19 protein-coding genes and 2 pseudogenes are annotated in these 23010 nt (G+C 43.7%); 5 read left to right on the top strand and 16 right to left on the bottom strand.

The annotated features are described in order from the left end of the window. Positions 1–282 precede the first annotated feature (282 nt). From acnA to ABNN70_RS10555, 7 genes and pseudogenes are all read right to left on the bottom strand, one after another. Positions 283–3023: pseudogene (gene acnA / locus ABNN70_RS10585) on the bottom strand (aconitate hydratase AcnA). A 180-nt stretch (positions 3024–3203) separates the two neighbouring features. After that, positions 3204–3935 (bottom strand): GntR family transcriptional regulator, encoded by a 732-nt coding sequence (locus ABNN70_RS10580; protein ID WP_129929566.1) that lies wholly within the window; start codon positions 3933–3935, stop codon positions 3204–3206. Further along, positions 3936–4685 (bottom strand): glucosamine-6-phosphate deaminase, encoded by a 750-nt coding sequence (gene nagB / locus ABNN70_RS10575; RefSeq protein ID WP_129929567.1) that lies wholly within the window; start codon positions 4683–4685, stop codon positions 3936–3938. Further along, a complete protein-coding gene (gene nagA, locus ABNN70_RS10570; protein ID WP_129929568.1) occupies positions 4682–5857 on the bottom strand; it encodes an N-acetylglucosamine-6-phosphate deacetylase in 1176 nt (391 codons plus the stop codon). The genes nagB and nagA overlap by 4 nt, the downstream gene beginning before the upstream one ends. A 76-nt stretch (positions 5858–5933) precedes the next feature. After that, positions 5934–6845, bottom strand: coding sequence for a Gfo/Idh/MocA family oxidoreductase (locus ABNN70_RS10565; protein ID WP_353947758.1), 912 nt, complete (start codon positions 6843–6845; stop codon positions 5934–5936). Between the two features lie 61 nt (positions 6846–6906). Then, the gene (locus ABNN70_RS10560; RefSeq protein WP_129929570.1) at positions 6907–7122 is read right to left on the bottom strand and encodes a YneF family protein; all 216 of its coding nucleotides are present in this window, start codon (positions 7120–7122) and stop codon (positions 6907–6909) included. Between the two features lie 606 nt (positions 7123–7728). Next, positions 7729–8022: a LysM peptidoglycan-binding domain-containing protein gene (locus tag ABNN70_RS10555; RefSeq protein ID WP_129929571.1), complete on the bottom strand. Its 294-nt coding sequence runs from the start codon at positions 8020–8022 to the stop codon at positions 7729–7731. A 168-nt stretch (positions 8023–8190) separates the two neighbouring features. Here ABNN70_RS10555 and lexA point away from each other — a divergent pair, with 168 nt between their 5' ends. The 3 genes from lexA to ABNN70_RS10540 all read left to right on the top strand — a co-directional run bounded on the left by lexA (position 8191) and on the right by ABNN70_RS10540 (position 10995). After that, positions 8191–8805: a transcriptional repressor LexA gene (gene lexA / locus ABNN70_RS10550; RefSeq protein ID WP_129929572.1), complete on the top strand. Its 615-nt coding sequence runs from the start codon at positions 8191–8193 to the stop codon at positions 8803–8805. 147 nt (positions 8806–8952) lie between these two features. Then, positions 8953–9273 (top strand): hypothetical protein, encoded by a 321-nt coding sequence (locus ABNN70_RS10545; RefSeq protein WP_353947757.1) that lies wholly within the window; start codon positions 8953–8955, stop codon positions 9271–9273. Between the two features lie 42 nt (positions 9274–9315). Next, positions 9316–10995, top strand: a complete 1680-nt coding sequence (locus ABNN70_RS10540) for an AarF/UbiB family protein (RefSeq protein WP_353947756.1) — start codon at positions 9316–9318, stop codon at positions 10993–10995. Here the strand turns inward: ABNN70_RS10540 and ABNN70_RS10535 are convergent, their stop codons facing one another. Continuing rightward, positions 10996–11580: a hypothetical protein gene (locus tag ABNN70_RS10535; protein WP_353947755.1), complete on the bottom strand. Its 585-nt coding sequence runs from the start codon at positions 11578–11580 to the stop codon at positions 10996–10998. It lies immediately after the preceding gene. Between the two features lie 228 nt (positions 11581–11808). Between ABNN70_RS10535 and ABNN70_RS10530 the strand changes: the two genes are divergently transcribed. After that, a complete protein-coding gene (locus tag ABNN70_RS10530; protein WP_129929575.1) occupies positions 11809–13536 on the top strand; it encodes a pyruvate oxidase in 1728 nt (575 codons plus the stop codon). Between the two features lie 190 nt (positions 13537–13726). Here the strand turns inward: ABNN70_RS10530 and gnd are convergent. The 4 genes and pseudogenes from gnd to ABNN70_RS10510 form a co-directional block, all read right to left on the bottom strand. Beyond that, positions 13727–14590 (bottom strand): annotated as a pseudogene (gene gnd, locus ABNN70_RS10525) (phosphogluconate dehydrogenase (NAD(+)-dependent, decarboxylating)); the annotation flags it as partial. A 217-nt stretch (positions 14591–14807) separates the two neighbouring features. Then, a complete protein-coding gene (locus tag ABNN70_RS10520) occupies positions 14808–16691 on the bottom strand; it encodes a fructose-specific PTS transporter subunit EIIC (RefSeq protein ID WP_353947754.1) in 1884 nt (627 codons plus the stop codon). A gap of 153 nt (positions 16692–16844) precedes the next feature. Next, complete coding sequence (locus ABNN70_RS10515) at positions 16845–17594, bottom strand: DeoR/GlpR family DNA-binding transcription regulator (protein WP_353947753.1); 750 nt, start codon at positions 17592–17594, stop codon at positions 16845–16847. Between the two features lie 184 nt (positions 17595–17778). After that, positions 17779–18609, bottom strand: a complete 831-nt coding sequence (locus ABNN70_RS10510; RefSeq protein ID WP_353949421.1) for a methyltransferase domain-containing protein — start codon at positions 18607–18609, stop codon at positions 17779–17781. A 209-nt stretch (positions 18610–18818) separates the two neighbouring features. Here ABNN70_RS10510 and ABNN70_RS10505 point away from each other — a divergent pair, with 209 nt between their 5' ends. Beyond that, the gene (locus ABNN70_RS10505; RefSeq protein ID WP_240697305.1) at positions 18819–19175 is read left to right on the top strand and encodes a hypothetical protein; all 357 of its coding nucleotides are present in this window, start codon (positions 18819–18821) and stop codon (positions 19173–19175) included. Between the two features lie 45 nt (positions 19176–19220). Here the strand turns inward: ABNN70_RS10505 and ABNN70_RS10500 are convergent, their stop codons facing one another. The 4 genes from ABNN70_RS10500 to ABNN70_RS10485 all read right to left on the bottom strand — a co-directional run bounded on the left by ABNN70_RS10500 (position 19221) and on the right by ABNN70_RS10485 (position 22972). Further along, the gene (locus ABNN70_RS10500) at positions 19221–19814 is read right to left on the bottom strand and encodes an ECF transporter S component (protein ID WP_129929580.1); all 594 of its coding nucleotides are present in this window, start codon (positions 19812–19814) and stop codon (positions 19221–19223) included. Between the two features lie 301 nt (positions 19815–20115). Continuing rightward, positions 20116–21021, bottom strand: coding sequence for a hypothetical protein (locus ABNN70_RS10495; RefSeq protein ID WP_129929581.1), 906 nt, complete (start codon positions 21019–21021; stop codon positions 20116–20118). 173 nt (positions 21022–21194) lie between these two features. Continuing rightward, positions 21195–22529, bottom strand: a complete 1335-nt coding sequence (glnA, locus tag ABNN70_RS10490) for a type I glutamate--ammonia ligase (protein ID WP_129929582.1) — start codon at positions 22527–22529, stop codon at positions 21195–21197. A gap of 56 nt (positions 22530–22585) precedes the next feature. Beyond that, the gene (locus ABNN70_RS10485) at positions 22586–22972 is read right to left on the bottom strand and encodes a MerR family transcriptional regulator (RefSeq protein WP_129929583.1); all 387 of its coding nucleotides are present in this window, start codon (positions 22970–22972) and stop codon (positions 22586–22588) included. Positions 22973–23010: the final 38 nt, after the last annotated feature.

Genomic DNA, 23010 nt, shown 5'->3' with positions numbered 1-23010 from the left:
AACCCATGATGAAAATCGGGCAGGAGACATTCTTCAATTTCGAATCTGCACACGAAGGCTCACAGCAAAAGGGCTGCCCGCCGGACAGCCCTTTAGTTGAAGAAGATAAAAATGTTTATCCATGAATCAGATACGACCCCTATCCGTATCCGGCGCTTTCGGGATGCATCGACTAAGTTCGTCTTAGCGATGGAATCCCCGCCATAAACATGTCAAAACCATTTCTTTCTTCTCCGGAAATTAGTCTTTCCTTTATGTTAAAAATCATTCAGGAGATTCAAATCATTCATTCTTATTTAATTTCCGGCGTAAGACCATCTGGAGAATGCCTCCGTTGCGGTAATATTCGATCTCCACTTCGCTGTCGAATCTTACCGTGAGTTCAAACTTCGTTTCTTTACCCTCTTCCGATACAGCTTTCGCCTGAAGTGTTTGTCGGGGGTGACTTTTTCGTCAAGATGGATTGTTATTTTTTCCTTTCCATTCAGGCCCAGTGAATCTGCGCTCTCGCCTTTCTTAAACTGAAGCGGCAGGACGCCCATCATAACCAGATTACTTCTGTGAATGCGTTCAAAGCTTCGGGCGATAACTGCTTTGATGCCAAGCAAATTGGTTCCCTTGGCTGCCCAGTCACGCGAACTGCCCATGCCATAATCATCTCCGGCAAGAACGACCAGACCGGTGTTGCTTTCTTTATACTTCATTGCTGCATCATAGATGGGCATCACTTCATTTGTCGGCCAGTAGGTGGTATAGCCACCTTCTGTTCCAGGGGCGATTTGATTACGGATTCGTACATTAGCAAAGGTCCCACGCATCATCACTTCATGGTTGCCACGTCTTGATCCATAAGAATTGAAATCAAACCATTTTACACCCTTACTCAGCAAATATTGCCCGGCGGGACTTTTTTTGGCTATACTCCCGGCAGGTGATATGTGGTCAGTCGTTACGGAATCACCAAACTTGCCAATAACACGCAGATCTTCAAGCGGTTTGATTTCATTAAGGTCTGCAGACAAGTGTTTGAAAAACGGTGGATTTTGAATGTAGGTCGAATCCGGATCCCAGTCGTACAACTCTCCCTCACTAGTCTGAATGTTGTTCCAGCGCTGATTTTCCGTGAAGACGCGGGAATATTCCTTTTTAAACATCTCAGGACTGACCGACCGGTTCATGACTGCATCGATTTCTGCTCTCGAGGGCCAGATATCCTTGAAATAGACCTCATTGCCATCTTTATCTTTACCAAATGAATCATGCTGCATATCGAAGTAGACCGAGCCGGCAAGCGCAAACGCAACCACAAGCGGGGGTGAGGCCAGATAGTTCGCGCGTACCAGCGGATGAATACGACCTTCGAAGTTTCTGTTTCCTGATAATACCGCAGCCACCGTAAGATCGCCATCTACGACAGATTTTTCGACCTCTTCAGGAAGTGGTCCTGAATTACCGATACAGGTGGTGCATCCATATCCGACGAGATTGAATCCGAGTTTTTCCAGATAAGGAGTCAGTCCTGCCTGTGCCAGATAGTCAGTAACCACCTTTGAACCAGGTGCAAGGCTGGTTTTTACATATGAAGGCACCGACAGGCCCTTCTCGACAGCTTTCTTTGCAACCAGCCCGGCACCAATCATCACGCTGGGATTACTGGTATTAGTGCAGCTCGTAATCGCCGCGATGACAACCGCACCGGTTTTCAATGTGACCTGACTTCCATCCGGATGTGTCACAACAGCCTCTTTATTGATCTCCTCATCACCGAATCCAAACCCGTGATTTCCTGATGGTCTTGTGAGAGAAGCAGCAAACTCTTTTTTCATCCCGGTCAAAGGAATCCGATCCTGCGGACGCTTAGGCCCGGAAACAGATGGCTGTATCTCTGATAAATTCAGATTAACGACTTTTGTAAATCTTGGATCTGCAGCATCTGGTGTATAATACAGATGATTTTCTTTGCAATAATCTTCAACAAGCTGTACCTGTTCCTCAGAACGACCGGTCAGTCGTAAATAATCCAGAGTCACGCGATCAACGGGAAAGAAAGTTGCTGTTGCACCGTTTTCAGGTGACATGTTTGAAATGGTGGCCCGGTCAGCCAGTGACATGTGAGAAAGACTCGGGCCGAAAAACTCAACAAACTTGCCGACAACACTCTCTTCACGAAGCATCTGAGTGACACTGAGCGCAAGATCGGTCGCCGTGGTCCCTTCAGGAAGGCTCCCGGTAATTCGGACACCAACGACATCAGGAACCGGGAAATACGAAGGCTGCCCCAGCATACCCGCTTCTGCTTCGATGCCACCGACACCCCAGCCGAGAACGCCGAGTCCATTGATCATCGTCGTGTGTGAATCGGTACCGATCAGAGTATCCGGAAAGGCAAGTAAACTGCCGTCTTCTTCTTTTTTATGAAGGACAACAGAAGCCAGATACTCCAGATTAACCTGGTGAACAATGCCGGTAGCCGGAGGAACCGCATGAAAATTTTCAAACGACTTCTGTGCCCATTTTAAAAATTTATAGCGCTCGCCGTTTCTTTCAAATTCTTTTTCCATGTTGACTTTCAGTGCGTCCGTCGTACCAAAGCGGTCGACCTGCACAGAATGATCCACGACCAGGTCTACCGTTTTTTCAGGATTGATTTTCTCCGGATCTCCACCAAGATCAGCCATTGCTTTTCTTAAAGAAGCCAGATCAACAACTGCCGGTACACCGGTAAAATCCTGTAAAATAATGCGTGCGGGATTGAAGGGGACATCAATCCCCTTATTCAGATCATCCGTACCCCATCTTGCCAGATTTTCAACATGTTCTCTTTTAATAACAACGCCATCACACTGGCGTAAAAGCGCTTCCAGTAATACCTTGATTGAATAGGGCAGGCGCTCAATATCCCCGAACGCTTTCAATGCATCAAGCTGATAATAGCAATATGTTTTTCCGGCACTCTTAAATGTCTGGCGTGCATGAAACATATCTGTTACGCCTGAAGTCTTTGTTTCCGCTGATGTCGCCATGTCATTCACCTTCCTTTAATTATTCAATCTATAAAAGGTTCCTAACTTAATATTAAGGGAATGACTCAAATAAGTAAAATTAAATAATGCGATCCACATTGATAAGTTTTTCTTATCAGTGACCGCATCAATTACATTCATTTAATTATAGATGGAATATCCTGCGATTTGAACAGGCCATCAGGTCGATTTAGTGAGCTGAACGATAAATTTATAACGATCTGCGCGATATAATGACCTGGTGAATTCAAAAGCTGTCCCATTTTTCAAAAACGAAATACGTTCGATGACAAGAATGGGTGACCCCTCTGGTACGTCAAGTAAATGAGCTTCTTCAGCGGTGACCAGAGCCGCTTCAAGTGACTGCTCGGCATGATCAATTTTGAGTCCGCGTGATTTTTCAACATAGTCATACAGTGATGTATCCGCTTCTGAAGATGTCAGTCCTGGAACAATCTTCTCCGGGATATATGTTGTTTCAATCGCCATAGGGCGCTGATCTGCGTATCTGGTCCTCCTGATCTGATAGACCTGTTCACTTTCACTAAGCTGAAGCTTGCGACCAATTTCTATTCCGACCGAAATCAGATCAAAACCCAGGAGTTTACTGCCGGGGTTCAGTCCACGGTTCAGCATATCCTCAGTGAATCCATTAAGTTGGTTCAGAGCTTTTTCGATCTTTCTCTGATCGGAGACAAAAGTCCCCTTCCCTTTTTTTCGAATCAGAACCCCGGAATTAACTAATTCCATAACAGCCTGGCGGATAGTCATCCGTGACACGTGAAATTTTTCAGTAAACTCCCTTTCAGACGGAATTTTATCGCCTGATTTCAGGTTCTTATTCCTGATCAGCCCTTCGATATACTGCTTTATCTGATAATATACCGGAACGGGCGATTGCCGATCAATCATTCAGGGTCTCACCACTTTGCCCGGTACAAGTGACAGCGCCGCTTCATCAGCTATTATGGTCACATTGGGATGCTGAATGAGTGCTGAAGCAGGGAATTTTTCGTCAGATTTTGTGGATGACAGCAGTTCTTTCATGGCTTCAGCTTTTGCCTTTCCTGATGCAATCAGGAGGATGGCTTTGCTCTTTAAAATTGTTCCGATACCCATGGTGATCGCCTTTTCCGGAACCTCACTCAAACTGCTGAAATAGCGTGCATTCGCTGCACGGGTTGATGGTGTCAGTGTGACGACATGCGTCCCGATATCGTGAGGGGTCCCCGGTTCGTTGAAGCCGATATGCCCGTTCTGACCAATCCCGAGAAGCTGGAGATCAATTCCACCCAGGTGCTCAATTAACCGATCATACTTCAGACAGGCTTCTTTCAGGGATGCTGCGTTCCCGTCCGGTAAAAAACAATGATCTGCTCTAAGATCAACATGGTTGAATAGTTTTTCTTTCATATAATGATGATAACTGTTAGGATCATCCTGAATTAATCCGACATACTCATCCAGATTAACGGTTGTCACCTGTTTATAACTGGTGTGATTTTTGTTGTAATCTTCGACAAGTTCTTTATATGTTCCTTCAGGCGTGCCTCCAGTTGCCAGGCCAAGTACTGCCTGAGGCTTTTCATGAATAAAGTCACTGATCGCCTTAGCCGCCCTCTGGCTTAATGCTTTCTGATTCGCTACCGTTATTAATTTCAATTGAATCCCACCCCTGCTCTCTCATAGGCTACTTTTCCACGACAAACTGTCATAACAAGATCGTTGTTCTCATCGAGAATAACAAAATCTGCATCCTTTCCAATCTCCAGTGATCCTTTTCTGTCGAATACATTGCACTGCAGTGCCGGATTGATCGCTCCCATTTGAATGACGTCGTCCAGGGTTGCGTCAGTAAAAGCAAGTATATTTTTTATTGCCTGGTTCATTTTCAGGACACTGCCGGCAATTGTTCCTGAGGCGAGTGTTGCCAGTCCGTCCTTAACGCGAACATTCTGACCACCAAGGTCGTAGACTCCATCTTTCAGACATTTAGCCCGCAAAGCATCGGTGATCAGAATAATCCGATCACTTCCCTTGAGCTTATATGCAAGATTGACCATTCCCTGGCAGACATGTTTTCCATCGCAAATCAGTTCCGTATATAAGTTATGGTGCAGCAAAGCACCGCCGAGAACACCAGGTTCACGATGATGCATACCACGCATTCCATTATATAGATGTGTCACCTGAGTGGCACCGGCGCCAATCGCCTTAATCACATCCTCATCCACACCATTACTGTGTCCAATTGAGGCGACAACATGTTCCTTAGCAAGATGATGGATCAGTTCCAGCCCACCTTCTATTTCCGGAGCAAGCGTGACTTCCTTTATATTATGATTTGATTGTTCCTGCCAGCGATCAAATTTTTCTATATCAGCAGGTACAATATATTTTTCTGGCTGTGCACCGGCTTTTTCACTGCTTATAAAAGGTCCTTCAAGATGAAGCCCGATAATTTCTGCTTCCCCGGCTTTCTGATGGCCGATCACTTCAGCGGCATTGATAAGTGCCGCTTCAATAGCCTCATCTGACTGGGTAATGGTTGTAGCAAGAAATGAAGTGGTTGCTTCTTTCGGGAGAGCGGCAGCAATCGTACTTAATGCTTCATGAGTTGCATCCATTGTATCCGATCCGTTCGCTCCGTGAATATGCATGTCAATCATACCGGGAATGCACTTATAGTCTGATGGAAAATGCAGAACCTCGTCTCCTGACTGATCTGCCGATCTTCCGACGGCCACAATTTTCCCCTGATCAAAAGAAAGACTTCCTTCATTGATCCATTCCTGATCTGAATAAACGGAACAGCCTGAAATTTTCTTAAGCATGATCATTGCATCTCCTTTTTCTTTTATTTTATCACAAACAGCAGTAATATGTCTAGACAACTAGACTTTAATGCATTTAGATGCGTTCTGCCATTCTGACGATCTGCTCGCAAAGCCGATGCGTTTCAAGGGCGTCATCCTTAGAAATCGCTTCAGCTTTACCTTTAGCTGCTGCCTCAAGAAAAGCATCGACAATCTGTGGAAAACCACGTTTATATAAAGTAGGGGTCCAGTCATTAAAAGACCGTATGGATTTATCCATTCCATGGACCCATTCCCCCTCCACCAGATTCTTAACCCGAAATTCCCCCTGAGGAGACATCACCTGAAGCACCTCTTCATTGGCTCCGCTCGTGCGATTCATTATTGCACAAGCCTGTTCCCCATTCGTTGAAAATAAAACGGTCAATCCAGTAAATAAACCGGTTTCATTTTTCTGAGCACGGACAGTCAGAACATGAACAGGACCCCCCAGGACGTATCGAATGGTGTCAACGACATGAATAAAATCATCAAACACAAACGTTCGCACATCCTTTGGATCGTTTACTCTGTTTTTTTGAAGAACAACCATCGTTTTGTTTTTGACCGCTTTTGCTTCACTGTTCAGCGGAGCATAGCGGCGGTTAAAGCCTGTCATCAGCATGACATGTTTTCTTCTGGCAAGTTCAGTCAGCTCTTTTGCTTTTTCATAACTGTCAGCAATGGGCTTATCGACGTAAACAGAAATGCCGTGATTCAGTAATTCAGTGACCAATTTCGGATGAGCGAGTGTTGCAGCATGGACAAAAGCCACTTGAATGCCACTATGAATCAGCTGGTCAATTTGTGAATATACATGCTGCCACCTGTAACGCTGACCAACACGCAGCAGAGTTTCCCTGTTTCTCGTACAGATGTGACACTCTATACCCTCTTTTTTGGACAAAACCGGCAAATAGGCTTTTGAGGCTATAGATCCGATACCGACAATTCCGACTTTTAACACATAATCCCTCCTGTAAATACGTTTATAAAAGGAAAAAGAACCCGATATGGGTTCTTCGTCCTCACTTCATCTGATTGTTGATGGCTTTCATCATCTGATTGAGTTTCTTTTGCGATGGGTGCTGTCCCATTTGTGTCATCATGACGCGAAGCATCTGTTCATTAATCGGCGGATTCTTTTTTAGGTAGTTCATCATATATTTACGGGCAATCAGAAAGCCAAGAATGACCCCTGCTGCAAGACAGAGTACGCCCACTAATATGTATAACCAGAGCATGTGCCTGTTTCCTCCTTGTGCCAACTATTCTACCTCAGTTTACACTAACACAGGAAAAGCGGTCAACCTTGCATCAGTGAAATTCCGCGTAAAAAAAGAGAAGGCCCGATCCTGTATTATATCAGGACCTTACCTTCTTCTGAAGGAGGATGAAAAATAACCGGTCGGTGAAAGGCAAGGTAGTTCACCGAGAGGAAATTCACATATTTTAATCGGCATCGCATAATTGCGATACACGCGATTAAACGAGTTTGATATTGTATCACTACAATGGATTTTTATGACCCTTTGTTATATAACAGTATACCACAAAAAAACTGCCATGCAAACAGGCAGAGAAAAAAATTATTACTTTTAAAACATTGGAGATGCCGCCGCATCAATCGATTCATTGCCTTCTTTAGATTTTTCGGAACGTCAGTCAAGTCATCCAGCGTAAAAGGTACGACACCCTGATGGTTCACGAGTGGCCATTTTAAAGGTTTACCCGATTATTCATACTTGTCTGTGAATTAGGGGTTGCGAAAAAACAGGTTTTGCTGTTTACATGGTGGCATTTATCCCAGGCCTGAATCTTAAAGCACAGGTATCCTGCCATAAACATTTTTATTTATGTACAGGAATAAACAATTCCTGGTCCGGCTCAATGTGATTTCGGGTGATCCTGTTATGATCCTCTACCCACTGAATGAAACCATTTCTGGTTAATCCAGGCGTTTCCTGCCCGTATTGTCCCGCTATGGACCATAAAGTTTCACCTTCATGGACGGTTATTGCTTTATATGAATCATTATCTGCAACAACGTTCTTCGCCATTAAAAGAAAAAGGGTTATCGAAAGGATAATAAAAACAATGATATATGAAGTACCTGATTTTTTGTGTTGCTCTCTTGTATTCATTTCACATTCCTCCATGTATATACGAATTTACGTTCCCGGGAATATTTGTTCTTCTTTATTGTAATCAGCACATTTGTTCGTGTCAATCATTCGAACGAATGTTTGCATATAAATTTTTTGGATGTTATAATAAATGGTAGAAAAAAGGGAAAAGGGGCAGTATGCAGTATGATAAAACTCTCTAATCGGCAGCAAGCTATTCTGGACTTCATTAAACATGAAGTCGCAACAAAGGGTTACCCACCGTCCGTACGTGAAATATGCGATGCTGTAGGACTTGCTTCAAGTTCAACCGTTCACGGGCATCTCGCACGACTTGAAAAAAAAGGACTGATCCGGCGGGATCCGACAAAACCCCGTGCCATTGAAATTCTGGATCAGGATGACGATACATATAAAGAAAAAGCTGTACCTGTACCCGTAATAGGAAAAGTGACTGCAGGTATGCCGATCACCGCTGTTGAAAACATTGAAGAATATTTCCCGGTACCGCGTTCTATGGTAGAGGATGATGAAGTTTTTATACTGAATGTCACCGGGGAGAGTATGATTCAGGCAGGTATTCTTGATGGAGACAAAGTCATTGTCCGCAAACAGAGAGCAGCTGAAAATGGAGAAATTGTTGTTGCGATGACTGAGGATAATGAGGCAACCGTTAAGCGTTTCTTTAAAGAAAAAGACCACATCCGTCTGCAACCGGAAAATCCTGCGATGGATCCCATTATTTTAAATAATTGTGTCATTTTAGGTAAAGTGATCGGTGTTTTCCGTGATATACATTAACAGCGGAATCTAAGATGCCCGGAAGAAACAGACATCAGGTTTCTTTCGGGCACTTTATATGTATTTGTCAAATCCTGCATCATGACAGCGTGTACATACTTTTCGAAGTTGGGTACAATAGAGATATAAAGAATGGAGGGATAGAAAATGAATGAACAATTAAAAAAGATTTTTCTCACGGGTCTCGGCGCGACCCTGGCCAGTAAAGAGAAAGCGGATCAGCTGTTTGGCAATCTGTCTCATAATGGCAGTGCAGCAGCAGATGAAGCGAAAGCTTATTTATCAAAATTGAGTGATAAAGGTCAAACTAAGACGGATCAGTGGCAAAGCGACATGAAGAAGGATATTCGTGAATCGATTGCTGATCTTGGGTTTGTTACTTCAGAGGAGTATCAGAAGCTGGCTGAACGTGTACAGATTCTGGAAAAAAAACTTGCTGAATCTGAAAAAAAAAGGCTCGACAGATGATACGGAATCGCCCAAACAATAAACTTCAGCAAGGTGAGGATCATGATTGGAAAACGCATACGCCACATGAAAAGATATCGAGAGATTGTTACGATTCTGGTTAAGTATGGGTTTGGCTACATGGTCCGGGATGTGGGTCTGCTCCATCTCCTGTCGCTTCCAAAACAGATGGTATCAGATTTTTCAGGGAACGGCAGCAACCGTAAGCCGGTCGGGCGAAGAATTCGACTGATGTTTGAGGAACTCGGGCCAACATTCATCAAGCTCGGCCAACTGCTTAGTCTGCGTTCGGATATTATACCTGAAAATATAGCTAATGAACTGCGAAAATTACAGGATCGGGTGACTCCAATCGATCCTGCTTCGATTAGACATGTGATTCATGATGAATTTGGTTTACCTCCGGAGAAGATTTTTGCCTCTTTTGATGACAACTGTCTGGCTGCTGCTTCAATAGCACAGGTTCATCGGGCGACATTGAAATCCGGTGAAGAAATCGTCGTAAAGATCAGACGGCCAAACATAGAAAACATCATTGTAAATGACATCGATATCCTGCGTGATCTTACTGCTCTTCTGGAAAGGCACTATCAATGGGCAAAAGACTTTCAAATCAGCGCATTGGTGGAAGAATTTTCAACCGCTATCCGCAGTGAGATGGATTATTTCAGAGAAGGTCGAAACACGGAGAAACTGAACCGTTACTTTTCAGATAATGAAAATATCATCATTCCCAAAGTATTTTGGAAGTACTCAAGCAGCAAGGTCCTGTCACTCGAGTACATTCACGGTGTTCGATTCAATGAACTGCTTCATCTTCATAACGATAAGTTTAACAGCAGAGAAATCGCTGAAAGACTGGTTCAGTCATTTCTGGATCAGGCACTGGTCGTTGGTACGTTTCATGGTGATCCGCATCCTGGTAACCTTTTTTTCTTTCCCGGAAATAAAATCGCCTATATTGATTTCGGGCAGGTTGGCATTTTGAATGATGAAATGAAACAGAATTTTGCCAACCTGATTATTGGACTGATGAACGGCGATACAAATCTTCTTTACCGTACCATTTTCCATATGTCGGTCATGCCTGCCGATCTGGATGAGCGGCAGTTTAAGGAAGATCTGGAAATGCTCAGAGATAAATACTATGACCTCCCCTTTAAGGACATTCATATAGGAAAGGTCATACAGGAGATTTTTGAAACAACCAAAAGGTACCATATCTCGATTCCTAAAAACTATTCTCTTCTCGGTAAAGCCCTGATTACTCTGGAAGGGCTCATCACCAGACTGGATAATCAGTTCAGTATTCTGGAATTTGCTGAACCATATGGTCGAAAACTGATGCTTAACCGTCTGAATCCGGAGCGAGTCGGCAAACTGCTCTGGAACAGAATCTTCGAAGCTGCAGAAAACAGTACCCGTCTGCCCGCGCTCCTGAAAAAAGCACTGACTCACCTGAACAGAGGCCAGACACATGTGGAAATGGAACTCCCGCAGCTCGAACAGCTTCTTTCAAAACTTGACCGGGTAGCCAATCGTATCTCGTTCAGTATTATACTCCTCGCATTCAGTATCATCCTGACAGGACTTATGATCAGTGAAACGTTTGGAAAACACCCTTTTCTCATAAATATACCTGTCCTTGACATTGCTCTTGCCATAGGTTCTTTTATGTTCCTGCTCATCCTGCTGGCTATTTTTCGATCGGGGAGATTTTGATCAGACATGAAGTAAAAAGGTTCGTGTACCAATTGTATGATCCAAATCTCCGGCAAATTTGTTCAATGCTTTTTGTGCACTTGAGACCTGTTCTACCGAATTCTTACCTGATTTCCGGATCAGTCGTGAACATTCAGCAGATATCTGTCTGATCTGATACTCATCCACCCCCCTTCCAGCCATGTACAGAGCGGCCAGTCTCTCTCCTTCCGGATAAAGACGATGCCAGGTATCTCCCGGCTGGTTCGAAATCATCTGGCAAGTCATCTTTTGTGAGTGATCTACCACAGCAAGCAGTACATCCTGCACCTGATGGGGTATCCTTCGAATACGAGTCGTCAGCCAGTCCCATTGATCCTGGCTGATCTTGTATGCCTCATCACGGAATAAAAAGTTTTCTCTAATTTCACGTAAGGCAGAGGCACTTCCTGTACAGCAAATAATCTGACTGTCGGAAATGCGCAGAGCACTGGGTTTACTTCCCGGTCTGACCACAATCTTCCCCTGTTTATTCATATCCACCAGGTGGTTGTCACTGACTACCGAAGCCCATTGATCTGATGCAATGATTGAAACAAAGCTCATAAAACAGATTCATCCTTCCACATGAAATATCACTCTTTCCCTCCTTCTTATCATAACAAATTTAGACCGTTAAGGTTTATAGAAGCGGAAACATTGCAATTTTCGGCAGAAGTCATAGAATAGACTTATAAGGTTCACTGGATTGTAAAATTTATATAGAGAAAAATTCTGAACCATTCATGAACCGATGTTTCAGAAGAAGTAATCTTTTGAAGGAGGATTATCCCTATGGGAAAAATCAAGGCAAGTGAAGCAGTTGTTTCATTGTTGGAAAAATGGGGAATTGATCACATTTACGGTATCCCCGGCGATTCAATCGACACCATGGTTGAAGCGTTGAGAAAAAAAGAAAGTAAAATTAAATTTTACACGGTTCGCCACGAAGAAGTGGCCTCGCTTGCTGCCGCCGCCTACGCAAAGCTGACCGGTAAGATTGGCGTTTGCCTGGCAATTGGCGGCCCCGGTGCCATCCACCTGCTTAATGGTATGTATGATGCGAAAATGGATCATGTTCCGATGCTTGTACTGGTTGGACATATTCCTTCGAAGCTGACCGGGACAGATTATTTTCAGGAAGTCAATACCGTTGATCTTTATAAAGATGTTGCGGTATATAACAAAGAAGTGACAAGTGCCGAGAGTTTCCCGGTAGTGGTCAATCAGGCGATAAGGACCGCTTATCAGGAACGTGGAGTAGCTGTCCTTTCTATTCCTGATGATGTGCCGCTTGGTGAAATCTCTGATCAGGCTGCTCAACTTTCCACAGTTTTTGAAAAGAAAATTCCCGGACTCGTTCAGGATGATTTAAGCGATGCGGTTTCTCTGATTAATAAGGCAAAAAATCCGGTCATTCTTGCCGGTGTCGGCGCAAAAAGCGCGAAGAAGCAGCTAAAAGCTTTTGCAGAACGAATTTCCGCCCCGGTATGTGTCACGCTGCCTGGTAAGGGCGCACTGCCTGATGACCATCCGAATTTTCTGGGGAATATCGGTAAAATCGGTACGAAACCATCTTATGAAGCCATGAAGAGCGCAGATCTGCTGATTATGGTGGGTACGGATTATCCTTATGCCGCATATCTTCCGGAGGGTGCAAAATGCGTTCAGATTGACATTGATCCGGTGAAGATTGGCAAGAGATATTCTGTCACGACAGGTGTTGTCGGAGATGCCGCTGAAGCGCTCGCATATTTGAACGAACACACCACACCGGTCAAGGACCGTCCGTTCCTTAAATCCTGCCAGGATAAGATGGCAAAATGGCTGAGTTGGATGGAAGAAGACAAATCCGTGAATAAGACGCCAATTGCTCCTCAGGCAGTGATGAAGGCTGTCCAGTCCATCGCTGAAGACAATGCGATTTTTTCCGTTGATGTCGGAACAGCCACGGTCTGGTCAACTCGTTATCTTCATGTGACGAATCAGGACTTCATCGTTTCCGCCTGGCTGGGAACGATGGGATGCGGACTCCCGGGAGCAATCGCCGCAAAACAGGCATTCCCTGATCGTCAGGCTATTGCAATCTGTGGTGATGGCGCCTTCGCTATGGTTATGCAGGATTTTGTCACAGCAGTCGAATATAATTGGCCGATCATTGTGGTCGTCCTGAACAACAAACAGCTTGCCTTTATCAAGTACGAACAGCAATCTGCCGGTCAGCTGAACTACGGCATTAATTTGCATGATATTGACTATGCCAAATTTGCTGAAGCGTGCGGTGGCAAGGGATTCCGGGTTGAAAAGTATGAAGATCTGCAGGGTGCATTTGAAAAAGCGAAAGACTCTGATGTACCGGTTATCCTTGACGTAGCTGTAGACGAAAACGCAGCTCCGCTTCCTGGAAAGATAGTCATGGATGAAGCAAAGGGCTATGCCAAATTCGCATCTAAGTCCGTGGTCGAAAACCATAAATTTGAAAAAATGCCACCTATGAAAGATGTCGCGAGACGTTTCTTATAAGGTGATTATTTAAATTAAAAAAGGCGTCCGGTTAACTTTTTATAACCGGACGCCTTTTTTACACTTAAGCGATGAACATGTCTCATGTAAAGATCTAAAATCCTGCGGTAATAGCAGGCCCTGCCCATTTCTGATATTAAGGAAATATAATAAACATATAGAATTTATATAGCCTTTCAGTGATCGGGAGTTATTTTTTTACAACAGCATGCCCTCCAAACTCGTTGCGCAGGGCAGCAACGACTTTCCCTGAAAAAGTGTCCGATTCAAGCGAACGATAGCGCATCAAGAGAGACAGGGCAATAACAGGCGTTGAAACCTGCATGTCCAGTGCAGTTTCCAATGTCCACTTTCCTTCCCCTGAAGAGGCCATAATTCCACTCAACTGTTCCAGATTACCGTCCTTCGAGAAAGCATCTTCAAGAAGCTCGATTAACCAGCTCCGAATCACTGAGCCATGGTTCCACACCTTGGCTACAGCCTTGTTATCATAGTCAAATTCACTCTTCTGCAACACTTCAAATCCTTCGGCAATGGATTGCATCATACCGTATTCAATACCGTTATGTACCATTTTCAGGAAATGGCCGCTCCCTGCTTTCCCTGTGTAAAGGCAGCCATCCTTTACTGCAAGAGACTGAAAAAGAGGTTTGAGATAATCGAAAGTCTTTTTGTCGCCGCCGATCATCAGGCAGGCACCATTCCGTGCACCGCTCATCCCCCCGACGTACCCACATCCATAAAAGAAATGCCCTGTTCCCTGCACATTCTGTAATGACGAAGGGAATCTGTATATTTTGAATTTCCTCCATCAAGTACCATATCTCCGGGATCAATGAGAGCCAGTAATGTGTTAAGTGTTTCTTCCATTGGTCGACCGGCTGGAACCATCAGCCAGAACACACGTGGCTTTTCCAGACTCTTAACCAATGATTCCAGAGAATAAAATCCTTGTATGTCCGGTATTCCTTCAGCTTTTTTAATCGCCTCATCTGACACGTCGTATGCTTTAACTTTGAAATGATGATCGGCCATATTCTGAGCCAGATTGTATCCCATTTTCCCCAGACCTACTAAGCCTATCTCCATAAAATCACCCTATACTTTGAATTTGTCTTCTTTGTTAAGTTTACCTCATTTCCATTTAGCATCCAAACTTGTTTTTCTGATACTTTTCCCTGTAAAAATTTTATCCCGTATGAACGGGAAAGGATCCGGTCTATTCAGACCGGATCCCCTTTTGTCTTCTTTTATGATTATGATTTTATTTTTTATCCCTGTTTCAGCGGTTTCTTCCACAGCCCAAGGATCAGGCCGGAAATGATTGCACCAATAATGATGGCCAGCAGGAAGAGGAAACCATGATTCCCGAGGAAGATAACAAATATCCCACCGTGCGGGGCCGGAATATTAATGTTCCATAACTGAGTCAACCCTCCGGCAATTGCTGCTCCTACGATACTTGATGACAGTACACGCAATGGATCAGCTGCAGCAAACGGAATGGCCCCTTCAGTTACAAACGACAGTCCCAGGATATAGTTGGTAATTCCTGCTTTATATTCGTCTTCGGTGAATTTGTTTTTAAATATCGTAGTAGCCAGGGCAATGGCCAGCGGAGGAACCATTCCTCCTGCCATAACGGCCGCCATCATCAGCCCGCCATTTGCGGCACCACTTGTAAATACACCGATAGCAAACGTATAAGCCGCTTTGTTCACCGGACCGCCCATATCAACGGCCATCATACCGCCAAGAACAATACCAAGGAGAACGGCATTTCCCGTTCCAAGGTTATTCAGGCCATTGATCAGGCCCGTGTTGATCCACTTGAAAAACGGATCTAGAATATAGTACATCAGACCGCCGGTAATCAGAAGTCCTAAAACAGGGTACAGCAGAATTGGCTTCAATCCATCAAGAGTCTTCGGCAGGTTCTTAAAACACTTCTTCAGGAGAACAACGACCCAGCCTGCCAGAAAACCGGCTGCCAGACCTCCAAGGAATCCTGCATTAGACGAGTAAGCCATAAACCCGCCGACCATACCTGGCATCAGCGCCGGCCGATCTCCGATACTTACGGCAATATATGCAGCCAGGATCGCAATCAGAAAGTGGAAGGCACCGGTGCCACCGCCTGCGATAGCACTGAGCATCTGAAAGATTGTATTATCCTTCCCCAGTCGCTCAAACAGAAACGACACAGCCAGTAAAATACCACCGCCAACAACGAATGGAAGCATATGAGAAATGCCGTTCATCAGGTCTTTATATATCCGGCTCCAGATCGAACCGTTGTTCGTTGAGGTTTCTTCTGTATCTGTATGACCTTCTGCATGAAAGACCGGAATCTGCCCGGCAAGCACTTTATCAATCAGATCACCCGGTTTACGAATCCCGTCGCTTACAGGCGTCTGCAGCAACTTTTTGCCATTAAACCTGGCCATTTCTACCTTTTTATCTGCTGCCACAATAACACCCGCGGCACGACTAATTTCATCTTTCGTCAGGACGTGCTTTACGCCTTCAGAACCATCCGTCTCCACACGAATGGAAACGCCCATTTCTTTTGCCTTTTTCTTCAGCGCATCTTCTGCCATATACGTATGGGCAATACCCGTCGGACAGGCTGTTACAGCGACGACAAACTTGTCACTGCCGGCAGGTTGATTACTGTCAGTCTGTTTATTTTCTTCCTTCTCTGCCTGCTTTTCATCAAATAAACGAACAACTTCAGAAGATGATTTTGCCTTTTTCACCTGTGCAACAAAATCCTGATCAATCAGTAATCTGGACAACGCGGCAAGTGTCTGCAGGTGAACATCTGCAGCGCCTTCAGGAGCAGCAATCATAAAGAAAAGATAAGATGGTTTCCCATCCAGTGCCTGGTAATCCACACCTTCCTTACTGCGTCCAAATACCACGGTTGCTTCATTCACAGCCTTCGTCTTCGCATGTGGCATAGCAATGCCGTCTCCTATGCCTGTGCTTGATTCAGCTTCTCTTTTAAGAATCATTTTCTTAAAGGTCGCTCGATCATTGATCCGGCCATTTTTTTCCAAACTTGCAATAAGCTCGTCAATAGCTTCTTCCTTAGTCCTGGCATGCATATCCATGACCATAGCGCGTTCAATCATCAGATCTGTTATTTTCACTTTGTTTCACTCCACTTCTATAGATGCACTTAAGTTAACATCTCTCTGGTCATTGGTCCCTTCTCTCCTATTTTCCCCGGCCGCTTTTTTTGTAACCGGGGAAACCGGACAACGGGTGTCTGTAACTGACCAGCTTTTCTTAACCTGGGACCATTAACTGCAACAATAAACTCTGGTGATTTCAGAGATGGAAGAGCCTGCTGTATCAGGAAGAGAATCGGTAATCACATCAGCCTGATTTAAATCGATTATTTTACAGGAAGATATCTCGGAAAATTTACTGCTGTCTGCCAGCACGTATGTCTGTTCAGCAAGCTCACTGGCATGTTTTTTCAGCATAGCTTCTTCAGGATCCGGAGTTGTAAAGCCCATTTCAGTGTCAATTCCATTCACACCGACAAATGCTTTATCAAATCGAAATAAATTGAGAGTCTGGACTGCAATGCTGCCGATAACTGCTTTGGTCGACCGTTTTACTTTTCCACCGATCAGGTAGCAGACTGTATTTTGCTCAGCGAGCATTTCCCCGTGCTTCGGACCATTGGTGACAACGGTTACATGCTTATCTTTAAGAAAGGGTATCACTTCAAGCGTTGTTGTCCCCGCATCAAGGTAAATACATTCCTTGTCTTTCACCAGGCTTGCAGCAAATTTAGCAATCGCTTTTTTCTTTTGAATGTTTCTGGCTGTTTTTGTCGCCATATCCGGTTCATCATTACGCGGACGCACCAACAGGGCACCGCCGTGTACACGGCGAAGCAAATGTCTCCCCTCCAGTTCCTGAAGGTCGCGTCGAACCGTTGATTCAGAAGCATGCATCAGGGATACGAGATCCTGAAGTTTGACAACATGCCGATCCGTCAGTTGTTTCATGATAATCTGCTGTCTTTCCTCAGCAAGCATTTCCTATTCCTCCACAAGTCATTGTAACACCGCTTTCATTCAAATTCAATCATTATTTATCATTTTCTGTCAGCGCATACATGTGGAAGCCGACTGACCCGCCATGTGAGGCGCCAAAAGTCCAACTTTTTTTTGAAGTTTTTCCCGCAAAAATTTTATACTTTCTAAAAGCATAAAGTCAATTTCACTTAAAATCCTTCAGGTCCTGTTTTTTCCCAATAAGAATCATGACGTCAACTGTAACTTTCTCAGGTCCTTCCAGCGCCCAGATTCTCCGGGTGTCATCATCCGTATTCCAGGCAAGAGGCGTCATACAGATCAGCGATTGCCTCCCTGCTGCATCCATCTTACAGGTATATGAAAGCTGTTTTGATTGAAAATCAGGGTAATTCTGACGAAAGTGAGCCAGTATCTCACTATTTGAATACTTTTCTCTTGAAGAATTTTTATAAAGATATCTACGCAGTTCCTGAAGATAACGCCTTTCAGGGACGACTTTTATGACAAAACCGTCTGGATGCAGCAGGTGATCAAATACCTGATAATTTGAGGGAGAAAGAATATTCAGTATGATATCAAAACTTCCCGGGAAAAAAGGAGGCTGAGTAAGGTCAGCTACGATCCATGTCTGACTGTGAAATTTTTTCGCGGCCTGTTCGATTCCCGCTTTTGATAAATCCATTCCTACACCTGTCACATGATTCGTTTTCTGAAGCAAGCGGCATAGTGCTGCCAAATGAGTCCCTTCCCCGCAACCCATATCAGCAATTTTTAAATTTTTCCCTGGCATGCCCGTTGCTTTTCTGATCATTTGTGTGATCTGCCGAATGAGGGGATTAAAAAAGCCCAGATCAAACATGACCTTTCGTCTGGCTTCAAAAAGTTCCTTACCGTAGTCATCATGTACTTTTCTATTCAGCAGATTCAAATAACCCTGTCTGGAAAAATCAAAGGTATGTCGGTTTATACAAATCATACTTTTTAAATCGGTAACCTTCATCGAAGATCCACACACCGGGCATCTGAAAAGACTTTCTATTCTTCTGACTCGTTCTGCACTGCCTGTCCTGTTGCTGACTCCCTTACTCAAATGATCACCTGATTTCCTTGTTCCGTTGAGTTAACCTGTTCCTTTTTGATTTTATTTCCAATTTCATCCATGTTTTTTTCAATCACATCTTCCATCTGGGTGAATATCCTAGTGTTGAAAAGGAGAGGATTAAAGTGTCATATAATCAAATGGATTCAAACAACACGCCAACTCTGTTTGAGCCCCACCTCATACCAGAAAACGCAACTCTACCCCGGAATGATGATATTGAAAGTATCCGTAATATGTGCCACAAATACATGAATTATCATGTGATCGTCAGTTTGAAAGACGGCTCACAACAGGAAGGCATTATTGAAAGTATGAACGATCAGGGGATCATCATGCTCGTTCCTGAAGATATTGATGGAGATGATGACAGACAGTTTTTTGGCTATGGATACCGTCCAAGATTCAGGAGATTTCGTCGGTTCCTCTTTCCGTTCTTCTTTTTCGTACCTCCGTTTATCTATCCCTATCCTTATTATTAAATATCTTACAGTAAATCAGTCCTGCCGGGCTGATTCGTACATAATCTATTGATTTCGATACTTCCGGATTTTTCTCAGAGGGCCTGCAACCGCTGGAGAGATGATACCTGCTGCCACGGCCTCCGCCAGCCCGTTTGTCAGAACAACCATGAGAAGAGCCGGTAATAATTTCGTAACATCCATGTGCAAAACATTGGCATAGGGAACGCGATAAAACAGATAAATCAGTCCCAGCACAAGTATCGTGTTTGTCAGCGAACCCAGCACTCCGGCGATGACCATTGACAGCCAGTCAAACACTTTAACTTTTTTCAGGCCAAGGTAAACATAACCCGCAACTAAGCCAATTAATACCCTCGGTAATACAGAAATCAGCGGGTTTGTAAAAACAATGGGAGCGATTGGACTGGTTGGAAAGGTATAGGCACGAATAAACGTTATCAGACCCCAGATTCCGCCGACCAGTGCGCCATCCAGGGGCCCCAGAACAAGCGCCGCAATGATCACGGTAATATGAATCAGTGTCAGACTGAATGGTCCGACTGGAATATAACCAAGAAAAGGAATAAAATTCTGTAAAATAATGATAGCCGTAAATATGCTCAATAACACCAATCTGTAGGTTTGCCGGTGCTGCATCACGATAACTCCCGTCACGTCAAATTGATCACCCATAATCTTATCACATTATGAACGATGATTCCTTTTATCAGGAACAGAAAAAATTTAAACGGGATGATCCCATGTGACGTTCATTTAAATAGACAGGCTCTTTTATCCTTCGTCCTGTCCTTATGAGGTGAAATTTTATGGTTTATCTTTTACGATTTTGTTGTACGCTTCAATCGTATTGTCTTACTTTTCAGAATAGATAAAATTAACATAGGCAACATTATATTCTAGTTCATGAGCGTGTGTGAATTGTTGCTTTAGTGATTTTTCATTGTTCGGATGCCTCCTGTAGTTTATTTTCTTTATGACTTTCTATATAATTTTCTAACAATTTGACTGCTTCAGTGAATTTGATATGGTATTTTTTAGTCTGCTCTGCGTCTATGATTCCGATCTCTCCAAGATTCTTGATTCCCTCTCCTACATTGTCAACTGGAACATGAAAAGTATTATCACCAAATTGATACAACAGTAAATAATTTACATCATAGACAGTTTCATTTATAATTTCATAATGCCCACCATACATAAAATCACAATTATCATAATCCCCGCAAAATTGATAATCTAATTTTCCACTCATTTTATCTGAATTATATTTACTTTCACCCTCCGGATCGCCTACCCACACTTCATTTTCCTGTTCATGTTTTATATCTTGTGTGTGATAACCTAGTAATTCCATTCTATTTTCACTGATTAATTTAGCAATAACAGCATCTTTCAGATCATATAATTTTTGCTGTCGGGTTTTGGCAGCATGTACAACTCTATGATTTCCAGATGAATAATTTCTACCTTTAGTGTCTCTTGATTTTTTAGCGGATTTATTGATGAGATAAAGTGCTTCCGACAAATTTTTATCTGTTGGTTCAATGTCATCAATTTTTATAATGATACGTCTCGTAGTCTTGGTGTTCGATTTTTCATATAATTTGTATCTCGTTAATTTTGTCCCTGCATGATATTCAATAATTGCTTCAATTTCATTTTCATTAATTACCTTAAAATGTTCTTTTCTCCACTGTGTTTTCGTTTTCAGGTTTTCAGGGACTTCATCCCACCAGTGGAACTTAGGCAGCCATGTTTCTTTATCAACTTTAGGAACAGTCGGATATTTCTTTCTCGCCTCTTTTAGTTTTCTTTCATATTCCAGTTTTTCTTTCTTATTCATTTATCTTCTCCCCCTCATCGTCTTCATCATTTTAACCGGCCAGAGCAACAATCAACTTTCCCTCGAATATTTTATCCTATCCACCCTCTTAGACATACAGCAGCCGTATTGATGGTGGCATAACAAAACTCCCCTGTCGCCATGAGCGCCAGGGGAGTTTTGTATAATAAGTATTAGTACTGTTCCATATACTGATCTCTTTCCCACTGATGTACCTGAGTTCTAAACATATCCCACTCAATGTCCTTTGCATCATTGAAACGGGAAACAGTATGTTCACCGAGAGCACCAGTGATCACAGGATCAGCATTAAAGACTGCCAGAGCATCTTTCAAATTAGCCGGAAGTTCATGAATACCAAGTTTTTCACGTTCTTCGTCATCCATTACATAGATGCTGCGATCAACCGGATCCATTGGAGTCAGTTTTTCTTTGACACCGTCAAGTCCGGCAGCCAGAATAGCAGCCATACCCAGGTATGGGTTTGTAGCCGGGTCAACGCTTCTGACTTCAATACGTGTGCTGAGTCCACGGGCAGCAGGGATGCGGACCAGAGCACTTCTGTTGCTTAGAGACCATGCCACATAGCTGGGTGCTTCATAGCCGGGAACCAGTCGTTTGTACGAGTTGACTATCGGGTTCGTGATTGCCGTGAACGCACGGGCGTGTTTTAATACACCTGCGATGAAAGACTTAGCTGTCTCGCTCAGACCGTCGCTCGACGATTCGTCATAGAACGCGTTGACATTGCCCTTAAACAGCGACATGTTTGAGTGCATACCTGAGCCATTAACGCCAAACAGAGGCTTCGGCATAAATGTCGCATGCAATTTGTGCTGGCGTGCAATCGTTTTGACAACCAGTTTAAATGTCTGGATGTTATCACATGTTCTGACCGCATCGGCATATTTGAAATCAATTTCATGCTGGCCAGGTGCTACTTCATGGTGAGAAGCTTCAATTTCGAAGCCCATGTCTTCGAGTTCAAGCACGATGTCACGGCGACAATTTTCGCCAAGATCTGTAGGAGCAAGGTCAAAATAACCGCCTTTATCATTCAGTTCCATGGTTGGTTTTCCGTTTTCATCAACTTTAAACAGGAAAAATTCCGGTTCCGGTCCGATATTGAATGCGGTAAAACCAAGCTTTTTCATTTCTTCTAATTCTGCTTTAAGCACATTACGAGGATCACCAAAGAATGGCTTGCCATCCGGCGTATGAATATCACAGATCATACGGGCAACTTTACCCTTTTCTGCCGTCCAGGGGAATACGACGAAACTGTCATAATCCGGATAAAGGAGCATATCCGATTCTTCAATTCTTACAAATCCTTCAATTGAGGAACCGTCAAACATAATTTTGTTATCCAGTGCTTTTTCCAGCTGGCTGACCGGAATCTCGACATTTTTTATGATTCCGAGCAGGTCAGTGAATTGCAGACGGATAAACTTAACATTCGCTTCATTTACTTTGGAAATAATGTCTTCTTTTGTAAACTTTGCCATTCTTGATCCTCCCCAAAAATAAGTTTCATTAGAACAAATTTATATACAGGGAATATTCACTTGAAAAATCGCGAAAGGTCCCCTTGTATCAGTGATGCTTTTCCGAATTTGCCTGCATTGACAAGTTCGTTTTTAAGGAATTTCATAAGTTCTTCTTCCGTCAGTTTCTTCTTCGCGTCTGCAGGTCGATTAGGATGGACAGGTTTTTCGCTCAGCACACGTCGAATCCCTGCCAGGTTTACGCCCTCATCCAGCAGGGATTTTATGTCCAGCAACCGATCTACATCATTAAATGAAAAAACGCGGCGGTTACCTGCAGAACGCTCAGGATGTATCAGTTCATTTTCTTCATAGTACCGGATTTGCCTTGCAGACAATCCGGTAAGTTTCTGGACAATACCCATGGAGAACAAGGGCATTGAGCGGCGTACACTGTCATCCATATTGCCTCATGCTCCTTTCCTATGCACATTATAACGTC

This window comes from Sporolactobacillus sp. Y61 (assembly GCF_040529185.1).
Lineage (GTDB): Bacteria > Bacillota > Bacilli > Bacillales > Sporolactobacillaceae > Sporolactobacillus.
This window is presented reverse-complemented; position numbering and strand designations above follow the sequence as displayed.